The sequence below is a fragment of the Algoriphagus boseongensis genome (assembly GCF_004362805.1).
In the GTDB taxonomy this organism is placed as follows: domain Bacteria; phylum Bacteroidota; class Bacteroidia; order Cytophagales; family Cyclobacteriaceae; genus Algoriphagus; species Algoriphagus boseongensis.
In genome coordinates this window covers 1,374,711-1,390,995 of record NZ_SNYF01000005.1, presented here as the reverse complement: position 1 = coordinate 1,390,995, position 16,285 = coordinate 1,374,711, and the positions used below count along the sequence as shown (strand labels likewise).

The 16,285-nt window shown below is 38.3% G+C and carries 17 protein-coding genes; all 17 read left to right on the top strand.

Going from position 1 to position 16,285, the window contains the following annotated elements; translation table 11 throughout:
• Positions 1-12 precede the first annotated feature (12 nt).
• The 17 genes from DFQ04_RS05995 to DFQ04_RS05915 all read left to right on the top strand — a co-directional run bounded on the left by DFQ04_RS05995 (position 13) and on the right by DFQ04_RS05915 (position 16,258).
• Positions 13-294: a PqqD family protein gene (locus DFQ04_RS05995; RefSeq protein WP_133553659.1), complete on the top strand. Its 282-nt coding sequence runs from the start codon at positions 13-15 to the stop codon at positions 292-294.
• Positions 275-706, top strand: coding sequence for a lasso peptide biosynthesis B2 protein (locus tag DFQ04_RS05990; RefSeq protein WP_133553657.1), 432 nt, complete (start codon positions 275-277; stop codon positions 704-706). The genes DFQ04_RS05995 and DFQ04_RS05990 overlap by 20 nt, the downstream gene beginning before the upstream one ends.
• A 272-nt stretch (positions 707-978) precedes the next feature.
• A complete protein-coding gene (locus tag DFQ04_RS05985) occupies positions 979-2,013 on the top strand; it encodes a nucleotidyltransferase family protein (protein ID WP_133553655.1) in 1,035 nt (344 codons plus the stop codon).
• A 39-nt stretch (positions 2,014-2,052) separates the two neighbouring features.
• Positions 2,053-2,850 carry a phytanoyl-CoA dioxygenase family protein gene (locus tag DFQ04_RS05980; protein WP_133553653.1) on the top strand — a complete coding sequence of 266 codons (798 nt, stop codon included), beginning with the start codon at positions 2,053-2,055 and terminating at the stop codon, positions 2,848-2,850.
• A gap of 48 nt (positions 2,851-2,898) precedes the next feature.
• The gene (locus tag DFQ04_RS05975) at positions 2,899-3,474 is read left to right on the top strand and encodes an SET domain-containing protein-lysine N-methyltransferase (RefSeq protein WP_133553651.1); all 576 of its coding nucleotides are present in this window, start codon (positions 2,899-2,901) and stop codon (positions 3,472-3,474) included.
• A gap of 380 nt (positions 3,475-3,854) precedes the next feature.
• Positions 3,855-4,274, top strand: a complete 420-nt coding sequence (locus DFQ04_RS05970) for an adenylyltransferase/cytidyltransferase family protein (protein ID WP_133553649.1) — start codon at positions 3,855-3,857, stop codon at positions 4,272-4,274.
• A gap of 82 nt (positions 4,275-4,356) precedes the next feature.
• A complete protein-coding gene (locus DFQ04_RS05965) occupies positions 4,357-5,325 on the top strand; it encodes a GDP-L-fucose synthase family protein (RefSeq protein ID WP_262709430.1) in 969 nt (322 codons plus the stop codon).
• Between the two features lie 17 nt (positions 5,326-5,342).
• Positions 5,343-6,179 carry a glycosyltransferase family 2 protein gene (locus DFQ04_RS05960; RefSeq protein ID WP_133553647.1) on the top strand — a complete coding sequence of 279 codons (837 nt, stop codon included), beginning with the start codon at positions 5,343-5,345 and terminating at the stop codon, positions 6,177-6,179.
• Between the two features lie 81 nt (positions 6,180-6,260).
• On the top strand, positions 6,261-7,388 hold the full coding sequence (gene gmd / locus DFQ04_RS05955) for a GDP-mannose 4,6-dehydratase (protein WP_133553645.1): 1,128 nt from the start codon (positions 6,261-6,263) through the stop codon (positions 7,386-7,388).
• Positions 7,389-7,517: 129 nt separating this feature from the next.
• The gene (locus DFQ04_RS05950) at positions 7,518-8,384 is read left to right on the top strand and encodes an ABC transporter permease (RefSeq protein WP_133553643.1); all 867 of its coding nucleotides are present in this window, start codon (positions 7,518-7,520) and stop codon (positions 8,382-8,384) included.
• A gap of 334 nt (positions 8,385-8,718) precedes the next feature.
• Complete coding sequence (locus DFQ04_RS05945) at positions 8,719-10,020, top strand: ABC transporter ATP-binding protein (protein WP_133553641.1); 1,302 nt, start codon at positions 8,719-8,721, stop codon at positions 10,018-10,020.
• A 1-nt stretch (position 10,021) separates the two neighbouring features.
• On the top strand, positions 10,022-10,777 hold the full coding sequence (locus DFQ04_RS05940) for a class I SAM-dependent methyltransferase (RefSeq protein WP_133553639.1): 756 nt from the start codon (positions 10,022-10,024) through the stop codon (positions 10,775-10,777).
• On the top strand, positions 10,767-11,876 hold the full coding sequence (locus DFQ04_RS05935) for a glycosyltransferase family 2 protein (RefSeq protein WP_133553637.1): 1,110 nt from the start codon (positions 10,767-10,769) through the stop codon (positions 11,874-11,876). The genes DFQ04_RS05940 and DFQ04_RS05935 overlap by 11 nt, the downstream gene beginning before the upstream one ends.
• A gap of 77 nt (positions 11,877-11,953) precedes the next feature.
• The gene (locus DFQ04_RS05930; RefSeq protein ID WP_133553635.1) at positions 11,954-12,943 is read left to right on the top strand and encodes an SDR family NAD(P)-dependent oxidoreductase; all 990 of its coding nucleotides are present in this window, start codon (positions 11,954-11,956) and stop codon (positions 12,941-12,943) included.
• A gap of 10 nt (positions 12,944-12,953) precedes the next feature.
• On the top strand, positions 12,954-14,174 hold the full coding sequence (locus DFQ04_RS05925) for a glycosyltransferase family 4 protein (RefSeq protein ID WP_133553633.1): 1,221 nt from the start codon (positions 12,954-12,956) through the stop codon (positions 14,172-14,174).
• Positions 14,171-15,301: a glycosyltransferase gene (locus DFQ04_RS05920; protein ID WP_133553631.1), complete on the top strand. Its 1,131-nt coding sequence runs from the start codon at positions 14,171-14,173 to the stop codon at positions 15,299-15,301. Before DFQ04_RS05925 ends, DFQ04_RS05920 begins: the two co-directional genes overlap by 4 nt.
• A 27-nt stretch (positions 15,302-15,328) precedes the next feature.
• On the top strand, positions 15,329-16,258 hold the full coding sequence (locus DFQ04_RS05915) for a glycosyltransferase family 2 protein (RefSeq protein WP_133553629.1): 930 nt from the start codon (positions 15,329-15,331) through the stop codon (positions 16,256-16,258).
• Positions 16,259-16,285: the final 27 nt, after the last annotated feature.

The window sequence follows — 16,285 nt, the reverse complement described above, 5'->3', positions numbered from 1 at the left end:
TTAGAGATCTTAATGGAAAACAAGTATTTTAAATTAGATGAAAACAGGTTTCTCTTTACAGAGATTGATAATGAGGGGATACTATTTGATGTGGAAACCTATGAATATTTGAATTTGAACTCGACTTTTTGCAGTATTTTCAATCACCTTCGGAATAATTTAGGATTAGTTGAGATCAAAGAAAAGTTAATGCAAGAGTATGAGGTTTCAGACGAGGTGTGTGAAGCCGAGCTTTTGGAAAGTGTAAGGACTTTGCTTGATAAAAAGTTGATGTATGAAAAGTCTGATTCATAGGATAAAAACTTTTTGGAATACGCCCATAAAAAGAAAAGTTTTAGTCCTTAAGGTCATTAGTTTATCTATTTATCGAGGATACTTGGTTTTAATTAAGTCTCCAAATGCATTTTCAGAAAAAATTGTCATCAAAAATTTTTCAACTATTCAACTGTCCCAGCAGCAGTTCGAAGAGTCAAGGGATATAGCATTCGCAGTTCAAACTGCAGCAAAATATATTCCTTGGCCTAATGCTTGTCGACATCAATCCTGGCAAGCCATACAATTGCTTAAGAAGCAAAATATCCCATTCACTTATTTTGTAGGAGTAAAAAAAAATAATCCTGTTGAAGGGCATTCCTGGGTAATAGTTGGGGACAGGTTCATATGCGGATTTTGTGATCTTAAGGAATACCATCAAATCACTTATTAACAATATTCACCAATTTCTTTTCATTTCTGTCAATATTCATCAAACATTAACAGGATCCTATTGTTAAATATTTACAGATTTTTTTGGATTAAGAAAAGAATTCCTACCTTTAGGAAATACAAAAAAATGTATTTGAAACGAGGTTTGTAATGGAGAATAAAAAAAAATGGATGAAGCCTGAAATAAAAAAGGTTTTTGTGGATACAGGAAAAACTTTTTCTAAAAAGGAAAATACTGGGAAAAGTTTAAGCCCTACCCCTATCACCTCTTAATTGGAAAACCAACGTTCCTTTATTTCATCACCGGTAGGTTTATTAAAAAGACATAGCTTAAGCTACTCTCAATTAATTAACCTTGGATTGAATAGTTTTCAAAAAGAAGATGGAGTAGTTGAAAAAATTGAGAGTTTATCCTTCCTCCATAATATTCGAATAACCCTTGATCAGTTAATAGAAACGAAAATTTTCTTTAGCTGTCTTAAGGGTTATTCACTTTCATATCGGTTGTATCAGGACCCTTCCATCCGAAAATCTAAAGACCTTGATATTTTTATTCCTGACCGGGATGATGTTTTGAAACTGAGTCAAATCTTGATTTCCAAAGGTTGGGTATCCCAAGGAGAATGGGTGAATGATGTTCCTCGGAGAAATTGGTTTATGGATCTTAAGCATGAGCTTTCACTTTTTAATCCGGAAACTGGTATTTGGCTTGAAATTCATTGGGAATTAGATGCTCATTTTTTAAAGTTTTCTCAAGCTGAGCGTATTAGGTTTGGCTCAAAGTATGTTGAGAAAATGGAAGTCATGGGAAGAGTAATAAATGTTCTTCGGCCAGATTTTGAGTTAATCTATTTATTGGTGCATGGTGCAAAACATGGGTGGTTTCGATTGAAATGGTTGTTAGATATCCATCACTATCCGTTTCATCTAGTTGATGAAGGACAATTTGAATTGCTAGTCAAAAAATTCCAGGCAGAAATACTTGTAGCACAGGCTAACGAATTGTTGACCAGATATTTTGGAAAGGGGTTCCCTATCACCATGAAAGTGAAGGCTCCTGACTATGTAATCAAATACGCCGGAATGCGAATTGAAGGGAAAATCTGGGACAGTAGACCTAGTTTAAAACAATTTTTTCAAACCTTGCGATATGATTTTCTACTTCAAAAAGAACCTTGGAAGGCATTTAAAAGAGTTTTTTTGAGGTTGGGAATCCGGCCCCAGGATATTACCGAGATCAAATTGAATGCCTTTTGGAAATACTATTTTTATAGGTATTATTCACTTTTAAAAAGAAAAGTATTCTGATAAATTGGTAAGAAATTAAGAATTAAAGGAATTTTGGGAATGGCCAAATTCAGTGCACAGGAGGTATCAACTCAAAAGATTGATCAAGATCATTTAATGGAGTTGCTCAAGGACTTTAGAAAGGATGGCTTTCTTATTCTTGAAAATGCTTTTAAACCAGAATTGATTAAAAATCTCCATAAAAGCTTTCTATCGAATAATGAAAAATACTTTTTTGAAGAAAAGAATGAGGACCGAGTTCATATGGTTGGAGATAAAAGATTTCAAATCACTGTCGAAGTTGAGGGAGTTTTCAATGATCCTAATTTTTTTGCCAACCCTCTAATTTTTCCCATTGTCCAAAACCTTTTGGATGCGGATTTAGTGATTGAAAGTATTACTTGTGTAACATCTCTGCCAGGGGCAAAACCTATGGGAATACATTGTGATGGTACTGTTTTTAATAATGTACCAAAGGCGCTTTTGCCACCTCATGCCGTTGGGCTGTTAATACCTTTAATTCCATTTAATCACCAAAATGGAGTAACTCGTATTTGGCCAGGCTCACATAAAAGAGAACTAGAAGAGGTAAAATTTAGTGACAATAAAGAATTTATAGATCCTGAATTGAATTTAGGCGCATGTATTTTGATGGATTATAGATTGATTCATCAAGGGAATGGAAATAATTCAGATCAATTGAGGCCTTTGCTCTATTGTAACTATTGTGCACCGTGGTATATAGATCAGCCCAATTTTATTGGCAAGACTCATTTGATCCTTAATGACAAAAATTATGAATTAATCTCAGAAGATTTCAGAAGACTGTTCTTGAGAAGAAATTTGAAACTTTCATAACAGGAAGTTTAAAAGAAGAAGTCTATGTTAACCTAATTAGAGCAAGTGATGAATGACGAATTACTAAAAAGGCTTCAAGAACTTAAGGCCGAATTTCCAGAGTTAGGTGATAAGAGAATTGATTTTGAAGGTGAAACTCCCTTCGAGATCATCAAGGAGGAAAAAAGGCTTTGCAACAAGAAAGGTGAGAAAAATTTAGAGGTGATTATGGGTCCTTCTCACAAAATCCAAGTTAGAAGTTCTTCAATCCATGGATATGGAGTATTTGCAAAAGAAACAATTTTATCAGGAGAATTGATTGAAGAAGCCAAAGGGATTCGATTATCAAATCGATCTGCTTATCAGTATGATAAAAATTTGAACGATTACATATTCCGTCATTCTGACTGTAAATGTGAAGAATGTTCAACACATGGGAGCCTTCAGTTTGTAGGCATGGGTTACTCTTCTTTGTATAATCACTCTGAAGAAAGTAATGCGACTTATAAAATTGACTACGAACATGATGTGATTCGAATCACTGCCAAAAAAGATATTAATGAAGGCGAAGAAATTCTGATTGACTATGGAAAAAATTACTGGTTAATGAGAAAGATCTGGGCGGGTTTTATGATGAATGTTTAAGTCCCATAGAATTTTTTGATAAGCATTAAATGCATTTTTTAGTATATGAAATATCCATTAAAAAATAGGATAAAAAATGAGTACAAAAACTACTCAGTTGCTTATCTTTGTTCATGACTTTTTAACAAAAAAGCCTCAAAGAAATCAATTTAGAGCCTTTTGAGGGTTGATAGGTTGTTTTAGAGGTACTTGAAAAATAACTGCTAGGTTCCATCTGAGCTCCAAAAAGTAATTTAGAAAAACGCAAATTTTTCTTCATATTTTTTGTTTAAATGGGACTGAAAGGGCGAAGCTGTATTTTTAGTTAGCAATCAACATTTAACTTTTCCTTCATTTTTGCCAAGTTATATTTCTGAATTTCGAGCATAGAATTTCAACTTATGAAAAAAGCCATCATCGTCTCAGGCTATTTCAATCCCATCCACAAGGGGCATATAGAATACTTCAACAATGCCAAGTCAGTAGGAGATGAATTGATTGTGATTATAAACAGTGATCATCAGCGGGCCTTGAAGGGTTCTAAAGAATTTCAATTGGAGGATGAACGCATGTTCATTGTCTCCAATATCAAAAGTGTGGATAGGGTCTATTTATCTATCGATCAGGATAGAACAGTTTGCGAAACGATCCGAAAAGTTTATCAAGAACTTTCATCTTCTCACCACCTTGCTTTTGCCAATGGAGGTGATCAAAATAATCAATCTATTCCTGAGGTTCCTGTTTGCGAAGAACTAGGTATTGAACTCATAGATGGCTTGGGAGACAAGATTCAGTCCAGTTCTTGGTTGCTTCGCAGTTAAATGTTACAAGTTAAACGTTAAACGTTGAAACTTGAACCAATTAACTCTTAACGTTTAACTCTTAACCTTTTCCAATTAATCTTTGAATCCAAAACTAAACACCCGCATTTACATCGCCGGTCATCGTGGAATGGTAGGATCTGCGATTTGGAGAGCTCTGGAGGCTAAAGGATATTCCAATCTGATCGGAACATCCTCTTCAGAATTAGACCTTCGAAATCAGGCTGCCGTTCATGATTTTTTCACCAATGAAAAACCTGAAGTAGTCATAGATGCAGCGGCAAGGGTAGGAGGGATTTTGGCTAATGCGAGTTTTCCGTATCAGTTTTTGATGGAAAACATGCAGATTCAAAATAACCTGATTGATGAGGCCCTGAAATTGGATGTGCAAAAATTCATTTTTCTGGGATCTTCCTGCATTTATCCTAAGCTGGCGCCTCAGCCACTTAAGGAAGATTATCTGTTGACAGGTCCATTGGAGCCTACCAATGAATGGTATGCAGTAGCAAAAATTACAGGGGTTAAGACCTGTGAAGCCATTAGAAAGCAATTTGGAAAGGACTTTTCTTCCTTGATGCCTACCAATTTATATGGGCCTTTCGACAATTTTGACTTAAATACCTCCCATGTGCTTCCGGCAATGATTCGTAAGTTACATGAGGCCAAACAGTCAACAGTCGACGGTCAACAGTCCACTGTAACTTTGTGGGGGACGGGAAGTCCAATGAGAGAATTTTTATTTGTGGAGGACCTTGCAGAGGCGGTGATTTTTGCTCTGGAAAACAATCTGGGAGATAACCTGTACAATGTCGGAACAGGAGAGGACTTGAGCATTAAAGATTTGGCGCTTTTGATTCAAAAAATTGTGGGACATACCGGAGAAATTATCTGGGATTCGAGTAAGCCGGATGGTACTCCAAGAAAGCTGATGGATGTATCCAAAATGACTCAGGCAGGCTGGAAGGCCAAAACCGGGTTAGAAGAAGGGATTCGAAAGACCTATGCCTGGTTTTTGAAAAATCAGGAAAACTTTAAAGAAGTAAAGATCTAGTTTTTGCCTTGGCAGAAATGAAAATAGCTATTCTTTTAACCTGTTTTAATCGAAAAGCAAAGACTGAAGCCTGTCTAAGTAATTTGTTTGAACAGACTCTGCCAGAAAACGCCAGGCTGCAGGTTTTTATTTGCGATGACAATTCATCAGATGGGACAGGAGAGATGCTTGCCGAGAAATTCCCACATGTCCAAGTGGTTAAAGGAGATGGGAATCAATTCTGGGGAGGAGGAATGCGAATGGCTTGGGAATCCGCCATCAAAACTGAGCAATTTGACTTTTACCTTTGGCTAAATGACGATACCTTTCTTCTGGAGGATGCACTAATTGATTTGGTTGAAAATTATAACGCTATTGGCCTACCAGTCATACTAAGCGCAGCCTGCAAAAGGCCGGGTACCAATGAGTTTTCCTATGGTGGCTTAACCAATGAGGGGATGGTAGTACCCAATGGAAGTCCTCAGAAGGTCACTTATATAAACGGTAACTTGGTTTTAATTCCAAAGGAAATTGTCGGCCGAATTGGAATTGTCTCAAGCAAATTCACTCATTATCTCGGTGATTATGATTATGGGCTTAGAGCTCAAAAAGCAGGTTTTTTCTGCTATACCACCGGCAAGTACTTGGCTGAATGTGAAATCAATACCATTCCATATTGGGGAGATCCAAAGCTGACTTTAAAGGAACGCTGGAAAATGGCCCATCATATCAAAGGTTTAGCCCTTTCGGAATATATTGCCTACAAAAGGCAGCACCATGGGAAATGGGTGGGATTTAAAACTTGGGTGGATTCTTATCTTAAAGTCTTATTTCCGCATCGATACATCAAATTGAGAAATTATCTAAAGCGCTAGGCTGTATACCATTCATAATATTCCTTTTTTACCTAAATCAAAACCACCAATTTTCTCAAACCCACTTTGTAAAAAACAAGCATGAAAACCGCCCTAATCACAGGCATCACCGGTCAAGACGGTTCCTACTTAGCCGAATTACTTTTAGAAAAAGGCTACCAAGTTCATGGGATCAAGCGTAGAGCCTCCTCTTTCAATACTCAGAGAATTGACCATCTGTACCAGGATCTGCACGAGTCTCAGGTGAATTTTACCCTTCATTACGGGGATCTGACTGATTCTACCAATATCATCCGCATCATCCAGGAAGTACAGCCGGATGAAATCTATAACCTTGGGGCGATGTCCCATGTGAAGGTTTCCTTTGATTCCCCGGAGTATGTAGCCAATGTGGATGCAGTAGGAGCTCTCAGAATTTTGGAAGCGGTCAGAATTTTAAAGCTTGAAAAGAAGACCAGAATCTACCAAGCCTCTACCTCCGAACTCTATGGAGGTATGCCCGAGAATAAAAATGAAAAGGGATTCTATGATGAGAACTCTCCCTTCTATCCACGCTCTCCCTACGGCGTTGCCAAGATTTACGGATTCTGGATTACAAAAAACTACCGGGAGGCTTACAAAATGTTTGCCTGCAATGGGATTTTATTCAACCACGAATCCCCAAGAAGAGGGGAGACTTTTGTGACCCGAAAGATCACCATGGCAGCGTCAGCCATAGCTTTAGGGAAGCAGGATTGCCTGTATTTAGGTAACCTTGATGCTAAGCGAGACTGGGGGCATGCCAAGGACTATGTCAAAGCCATGTGGCTGATCTTACAACAGGACCAACCCGAAGACTATGTCATCGCCACAGGCAAAACCACCAAAGTCCGTGACTTCGTCCAAATGGCCTTTAATCATGTGGGCTTTTCCATCCGCTGGGAGGGAGAAGGAGTCAATGAAGTCGGAATCCTGGATTCTATCGATGAGGAGAAATACCAATCTGCAACTAATGTCACCCTGAGCGAAGTCGAAGAGGTAGACCTTCCTCAATTAAACAGCACGATAGTGCGTGTTGATCCAAGGTACTTCCGCCCCACCGAAGTTGACCTCCTGATCGGAGACCCAAGCAAATCCAAAACCAAACTAGGCTGGAAACCGGAATATGACCTAGCTGGATTGGTAGAGGATATGATGGTGTCGGATCTTAGGTTGTTTAAAAAAGGTTAAACACCTGCCCCAACTCGTCTCAAACTCGATTCGAAAGAGATTGGAGTGAAACTCCGAACTTTTTAACTACTTAAAGTTTAACTCTGGAACATCTCCATCTCTTAACATCCCCTTTTTTATAAATAATAGATGAATCACCATAACGACTCAGATGAACACTGGGACTTAATTGTCGAACCCAAAACATCCCTTTTCGACCTTAATCTTCGGGAGGTATGGCGCTACCGTGACCTAATGATGCTTTTTGTTCGACGGGATTTTGTGGCCCAATACAAGCAAACCATTTTAGGGCCACTTTGGCACCTTATCCAACCTGTGCTTACCACCCTGATGTTTCTATTGGTTTTTGGACAGATCGCTAACATCCCTACAGATGGCATCCAGCCGGTGCTGTTCTATATGAGTGGAATAACGCTGTGGAATTATTTCAGTGCGTGTTTGACCAGCACTTCCAATACCTTTGTGGCTAATGCTGGGATTTTCGGGAAGGTTTATTTTCCCAGACTTGTCATTCCTTTATCTGTCGTTATGTCTAATTTAGTCCGACTGTGCATCCAATTTGGATTGTTACTTGCAGTAATGGGGTGGTACGCGATTTTTGAAAGTACACCTTTTCATTTTGGATTTAGCTGGTTTCTATTACCTGTTTTGGTTTTGTTGATGGCAGGTTTAGGTTTGGGCTTGGGTATCATAATTTCTTCACTCACTACCAAATACCGCGATTTTACCGTGCTTATAGGATTTGCGGTCCAACTACTAATGTATGCCACCCCTGTAGCTTATCCACTATCTTTTATTAAAGGGAAAAATTTTGCACCAATTATTGAATGGAATCCTATGAGTACAATTGTAGAAGCCTTTCGTTTTGCGTTATTTGGAACTGGAGGATTCGAACTTGGTTCTTTAGTCTATCCTTTTTGCTTTATGCTGGCGATTCTTTTCCTTGGAATAATGATTTTCACTAAGGTGGAAAGGACCTTTATGGACACGGTGTAAGGGAGTAATTAATTAAGGGTCATTAGTTATTAGTTGTAACCTAACACTTAACCTATATCCGTTAATCGTTAAAAGGTAAAACGTTAAACGAACCCATATCTAACCATTTGTGTGTAATACTTGAACGCTTAACGATCGCCCCTCGCCTTAATAGTTAAAAGATTAGTCGATTCAACATAGTACAAACGAATTAACTCAAAACCCTTCAACAGGATCATGGTAAATTCTGAATTCAGCCTCTAGGTTAGTAAAAAATCGAACTTAAAACATCGATCAAAAAAACGCTTAACCCTTAACGTTTAAGAAGTTAACATTTAACGATTAACTCCCTTCCATGAGTACAGTTATCAAAGTAGAAAACCTTTCTAAGCAATACCGCTTGGGTACAGTTGGTACAGGTACGCTTTCTCACGACATCAACCGTTGGTGGCAACTAGCAAGAGGCAAGGAAGACCCATACCTGAAAATTGGTGAAATCAACGACCGTACCCAAAAAGGCAATAGCGATTATGTATGGGCCCTGCGTGATATTAATTTTGAAGTGCAACATGGCGAGGTTCTTGGCATTATTGGCCGCAACGGTGCCGGTAAAAGTACTTTACTTAAAATATTGAGCCGCACCACTGCACCTTCTACAGGATGTGTTAAAATCAAAGGCCGAGTAGCCAGCCTTCTTGAAGTGGGTACGGGCTTTCATCCAGAACTGAGCGGACGGGATAATATTTTTCTGAATGGTGCCATACTTGGGATGACCCGTAATGAGATCAAAAGCAAGTTTGATGAAATTGTGGATTTTGCCGGAGTGGAACGGTATATCGATACACCAGTGAAACGCTATAGCAGCGGTATGTATGTTCGCCTCGCTTTTGCGGTAGCTGCACACCTAGAGCCAGAAATTTTGATAATAGATGAAGTTCTGGCGGTTGGAGATGCTGAGTTCCAGAAAAAATGTCTTGGAAAAATGAGGGATGTAAGTGAGCGGGAGGGACGAACAGTATTATTCGTTAGCCATAATATGGAGGCTATACAGAATTTGTGTAAGCGTTCTGTTTTGATGGCTAGGGGAGGATTGCTTGCCGATGGCAATACTTCGAAAATTGTCAGCACCTATCTTAAAAGGGAATCTTCAGATGATGAAGTTATTACATCAGAAAACGGCGAATTCAATCTATTAAAGAATAAAAGTAAAATTTACTCTTCAAGGTATGGATTGACTAGAGTTCGGTTGTTTAACAATGAAGTACCCACAATCGCTTTTTTTTCAGGCGCACATTGTAAAATATTGATTGATTTTGAGGAAGAAAGACCCATTTCCGATTTAGTAATTGGAATTGTTATCAAAAATGAAAATAATAAGCCAATAATGGCTTTCAATAACAGGCATTATGCAAAAAAGCTTTTTACAGTGCCAATAACGAAAGGATCTTTCTGTATTGAGATAGCTAAGTTTCCTATTTATGGCGAGGGTAAATATTTCTGTGATCTGTATCTTGGCAATGTTCAATATGATTACGACATAATTTATAATGCGTTTTACTTCGAGCTGAATTCCTCTGATCCGTTATTTTCTGGTTGCAAACTTGACCCTGCCTTAAACCAGTTCTATTTCGAAACAATAAATTTTACAGATCAATAGAATGTATATACACGAAACAGTAGTACACAACACCCGAGCAGCGGAACAAGTAGTTCCGGAAATTTTTAAATATGTTAAACCAACTTCTGTGTTGGACGTAGGGTGTGGCATAGGAACATGGTTGCAAGTCGTTAAAAAGTACGGAGTTGAAAAAATTAAAGGTGTTGATGGAGATTATGTAAACAGGGAACAGTTGTTTGAAAATGTTCTTCCTCAGGAATTTGTAGCTTATGATTTAACAAGGCCGTTCGACTTGCAGGAACAGTTTGATTTAGTTATTTGCCTCGAAGTTGCAGAACATCTTCCTCCTGAATCAGCAGAGGATTTTATAAATAGTTTATGCCGGCATTCTGATATGATAATATTTGGAGCAGCGATTCCAGGGCAAGGCGGCCAGAATCATTTAAATGAACAGTGGAGTGAATACTGGATTAAATTATTCGCTGATAATGGATATGTTGTTTATGATGTAATCCGTCCAATTATCTGGGAGAATCAATCTGTTGAATGGTGGTACAGGCAAAACATGTTTTTGTTTACAAAAAAAACCTTTATTCATAACCAAAATTTACCTGCATATGCTTCTGTTATCCATCCGGAACATTTTAAGCAGAAGTTACAATATATCTATAAGCAATCAGAACTACTTCAAAAGCTAAAAAATGAGCTTGAAAAATGGGAGACAGGGAAAATGGGTGTACGTAAGCATTGGAGTACTTTTATTTCATCAATCATAAGTAAATTCTTTGGAAGCTAGTAACATACTATTCTCAATAATCGTCGGTTATCGCAATAGGGAAATCGAAAGGGTAAAACGTTCATTGGATGCTTTGTCCAATCAAACATTTATCGATTTTGAATTGGTGTTTGTTGATTACGGCAGCGATCTGTCCATAGCCCGGGAAGTTGAAACATTGGTGAATGGTTATTCCTTTGCCAAATACATCTATTCAAATACCGATGGTTGGTTCTGGAACAGGGCTCATGCACTGAATATTGGTGTAAGATATGCATCAGGCGCTCTGCTACTTTTTTTTGATATTGATCTTATTATAGAAAGTAACTTTTTGGCAAAAGTTAACTTATTGGACTTTGAAAATAATTTTTACACCTTCAATTGCTGTTATTTACCGCAAGGCATTTTTGGTGATCCGGAAAAATTAATCAGCCAGGTCAATCAGTTTAGACAATCATATGTAGGCTTGTGTGCTGTAAAAAAGGAATATGTTGAAAATATAAAAGGGTTTGATGAATATTATATGGTATGGGGGGTGGAGGATGACGATTTCTATAAAAGACTTTACTCCTCTGGTATTACGCGTATTCAGTTGGGAGCTCCGCATTACTATGTATTTCACCAATGGCACCCGGTACAGGTAAAAGAACCCACTTCATGGCTTTTAACAATGACAAATCGTTTTTTCAATGGTAAGTTATCCGGTAACAGTAATGATAAATGGGGTAGTATAGTTACTCATGAAGAAAGATTGATTCAATCAAGTAACCTGTCACAGATTATAACCGTCGCATCACCAATTTATTTAAATCAAAGAGATACCATTCGCTTTATTGATTTCTGGACAGTCTTTGATAAGTTAAAAAGTGGTGAAGCTGCTTATTTCAGTTTTACAGATGGATTTATATATACCAATAATTCAAAAATTAAACAAAAGATCAGGTATATGCTATTAAAATATTTTTTCAAAGGATTCAATTTTAATATAAATCAAAGTAATCTTTTTAACGCTGTATCTGATTTCATTGAATTTTTTGTAGGTATTCAAAGAACGGCTTTTGCAGATTACTATATATCTAAAACGGGTAATAGCTTAAGACTGGTTTTTATAAAGACATAAGTAGGGCCCATTCTCCATTATTATACTTCTGTTTTTTTCTTTTATTTCATATCCCATAGTTTGATAATATCACTTTAATGCAGATACTGATAACTGGATCCAGCGGATTTATTGGCTTTCACCTTGCAAAACGCTTGCTGGAAGAAGGGTTTAATGTTACAGGTATAGATAACCATAATGATTATTATGATGTTGGTCTTAAAGATGCACGTTTAGCTCATTTATCTTCCTATTCCGGGTATTCTTTTATTAAAGCAGATATCACAGACCGAAATGCATTGGAGTCTTTTTTTAAAGATTTAAAATATAGCTGTGTATTCCATCTTGCCGCCCAGGCAGGAGTTCGATATAGTCTTCAGCATCCTGAGGCCTATGTTCACAGCAATCTTCGTGGCTTTTTTGAAATTCTTGATTTGTGCCGCCAGTACCAGGTACCACGTTTCTATTTTGCATCATCCAGTTCTGTATATGGAAATTCGAATGAAGTGCCTTACCGTGAGGATGCTGTTGTAGATGAGCCGGTAAGCTTTTACGCTGCTACCAAGCGTTCCAATGAGTTGATGGCGTATAGTTATGCGCAGCTTTATCCTATGCATATCCGCGGCTTCCGTTTCTTTACTGTGTACGGCCCTTATGGGCGACCCGATATGGCTTACTTTTCTTTTACAAGGGCTATTGAAGAAGGTAGTATTATCCAGTTGTTTAATAACGGCAACCTGATGCGGGATTTTACCTACATTGATGATGTGGTGGAGGGGTTGGTGGGAATTTTAAAAAGGGATAGTGCGGAAATACGCACTGGGGGCTCTTATGAAATCTTCAATATTGGAAATCACCGGCCTGTGCCGTTGGGACATTTTGTGTTCGTATTAGAAAAATTGCTGAATAAAAAGGCCTGGGTTGAATATGTTCCCATGCAGGCCGGCGATGTTTATGCCACGTATGCCGACCTTACGCGAATTCATGCAATTACTGGTTTTCAACCAAAAATTAGCATTGAGGAGGGTCTTAGCCGGTTTGTGGAGTGGTACCGCTCTTATTACAAACATTTGCCGATAAATGATTGAGCAACTGTAAGTGGGCAAATTTCTCAAATTAATAAAGGGTGTCCAGTTGCTGTTATCGCTGACTGGAGTTGCTCTTTTACTTTTGATCAGGCCCTGGAAACGAAAAAAGGTTCTGCTACTTGCTCAGCATGTGCATATTGGCGGAACAGCTTCTTATTTCAGAGGTCTTTGTACCTATTTTTATGAAAGGGGTTACGAAATACAGCTGCTCTTACGTAAGAGAGAGTTTACTCCGGAGGTAGCTTCTTTTTTGGAGAGCATGCCATGCAGGTGGCAAATAGTGGACCATGAACTGGACCACCTTGAATATTGGTATGACCGCAAACATGTGCTCCGGTTCTATTTTCTGTATGATTTTCTGCAACAGTCGCTTTATGTGGGCAAGATACTGTTGCGTTCGCGTGCAAGCCTGCTCTTTGTTTCCAATGCCTATCCGGGCGATTTGTTCCCGGTTTTTTTGTTGCCGGTACATACCCGGTTTGTCATTCATTCCATGCCTTGGGGTCGTTTAGACAGAGGCAATAGGTATATTTTGGAAAAAATGATTCGTTTTTTTCCCCAGCGTGTACGTTTAGCAACCGTTTCAGCTTTCGCGAAGAATCGAATTTTGCACCATTGGCAGGTGGAAGGGCTGAACAATCAGTTATCGTTTCTGTACAATTATTCGCCTCTTGCAAACATCAGCCCTTCTTATCCCGAACGCAACCATAAAGATATTACCGTTTTAACTGCAGGCAGTGTAATTGGTACCAAGAATCCTGCATTGTGGATTCGAGTAGCAAAAGCGCTTATTAATTGTTATCCAGGAGTGCAATTCGTATGGGCAGGAGAAGGCACTCTTTTGAATGTATGCAGAAATGAGGCACAAAATTGCCCAAACATAAAATTACCCGGTAAAGTGGCCGATATGGCCGGGCTGTACAGCCGGGCCGATATCTATTTTCAGCCCAGTAAGTGGGAAAGTCAAGGGCTTGCTGTTCTGGAAGCGATGAGTTTCGGTCTTCCTTGTGTCGTGACATCCAACGGGGGAACTGCGGAAATGGTGGTGGATGGAATTACCGGTATGTTGGCAGAGCCTGATGATGAGCAAGCCTTTATTTCGCATCTGGAGCAACTTATTAATGATGCTGCAACCCTGCAGGAAATGGGGAAGCAGGCATTTCATCGCTTTCAAACTGAGTTTTCACGTAACCGATGGTATGCCAGGATAGATGAATTTATTGAAAAATGAATACCGGATCTATGAACCTTTGTATAATTAGTGAGTCGAAAAGTGCCGAAAAACCGGAGTCATTTATAAAGGTGCATAAAGACTTTTTAGAGGGAAATGTACATTTTCTGTATGGCGGCACCTTGCCAAAATATTCCGAAAAGTACGGCCCATTGGAAAAATATCCCACGTTTTGGAAAAGAATTACCGCACGATTGGGAGCTAAGCGGTTGGATACTCCCCTTATTGCCGGCCTCAAGCATTATCTGAAAACGGAAAAAATTGATGTGGTGTTAGCGGAATACGGAACTACCGGTGCGCAGGTGTTTCCGGTATGTCAAGAATTAGGTATTCCTCTGGTGGTGCATTTTCACGGGTATGATATATCAAAAAAGGAAGTACTTGCATATCATAATACCCTTTATTCCAAAATGTTTGCATACGCATCCGCCATTATTGCAGTATCTAATGATATGAAGGAGGATTTGGTGGCAGCAGGTGCTTCGTTAGAAAAAGTGGTAGTTAATCCATATGGACCACAAGAAAAATTTTTTCATTTACATCCGGATTTTGCAAGCAATAGTATTCTGGCGGTGGGCCGGATGATTGATAAAAAGGCTCCTTACTATACAATTTTGGCTTTTCAAAAGTTAATTCATGAGTTTCCTGATCTTAAAATGGTGATGGTAGGTAGTGGGTATCTCGAAAATGCGATGCGTAATTTGGTCTTTGGGATGGGGTTAGAGAAAAATATTAGTATCAAAGGATGGATTCAACACTCGGAGCTGGAGGATTATTTCAAGCGTGCCTTTTGTTTTGTTCAGCATTCTGTAGTTGCCGAAGATGGTGATTCGGAAGGGACCCCTGTCGGTATCCTTGAAGCTGCAGCAGCAGGTTTACCGGTAGTTTCAACAAAGCACAAAGGAATTAAAGATGTGGTAATTGATAGTAAAACCGGCTTCCTGGTTGAAGAACATGATGTTGAAGGTATGTACCAGCAATTGAAAAAGATAGTCGTTGATCGAAAATTGGCCACTCAAATGGGTTCCTCCGGAAGAAATTTTATCAAGACTAATTTTGATCTCAATAAACATATATCAATACTTCAAACGCTACTGTATCAAGCGTGCCTGACAAAAAATATATAAAAATTGATAGCTCGTATAAGTGACTATATGCATCCCAAGGTTTCCGTTTTAATGGCCAATTATAATAACGGGAGATTCATTCGTAATGCTATTCAGAGCGTTCTCAGCCAAACATATTCAAACATCGAACTAATCATTGTGGACGATTGCTCAACTGAAAAAACAGAAGAAATTATTTCGGATCTGTTGGAAAATAATAGAAATATTTATTTTCACAGGAATAGTAAAAACAGCGGTTATGGGGCTACTTTAAAAGAATGTGTCAAACATGCGACTGGAGACTATTTTGCTGTATTAGATCCTGATGATTACATTTCCCCCGAAGCTGTTTCAATTCTTTTGGATCAAATACAATCTAATGAAAATATTAGCTTAATATATTCCACGATGTATATGTGCGATCAGGACTTGAAGGTACTTGGGATCAATGAAAATATTGGTCCAATTCCAGAAGGTCTGACCTACCAAATGGTAAAAACTGAGCAACGTGCACATATTATGCATTTCAGGATATTCCCTCGGAAAAAGTATGTTCAAACCGAAGGCTTTAATCCGGGATTTAAAAAAGCAATTGATAAAGATATTATATACAAGCTGGAAGAGGTGGGAGAATTGAAATATATTGATAAACCTTTGTTTTATTACCGGCAGCATTCGGGTAGCATTTCTTTGTTCAAAAACAAATGGACAGCCCGGCTTTGGGAAATTAAGGCAAAGGAGCTGGCTTATAAAAGAAGAAAAAATACTTTTATACCTTCACTTAGTTGGAATGACATTAAGGAACAGTATATTGAAGTGTATAAGCAACTTTGTTTTGAGGCCCTGAATAATAAGGACTATTTAAAGTATTCTAAATTACTTTTTTTGCTATTTCAGAAAAGTATGTCGCTAAATGCAACAATGAAATTTATGTATTACAGTATAAAAAAGGTGAAATATCCCGCGTTGTTTCAATAAGTAATTTTTAAAAGCAATTGATTCAAA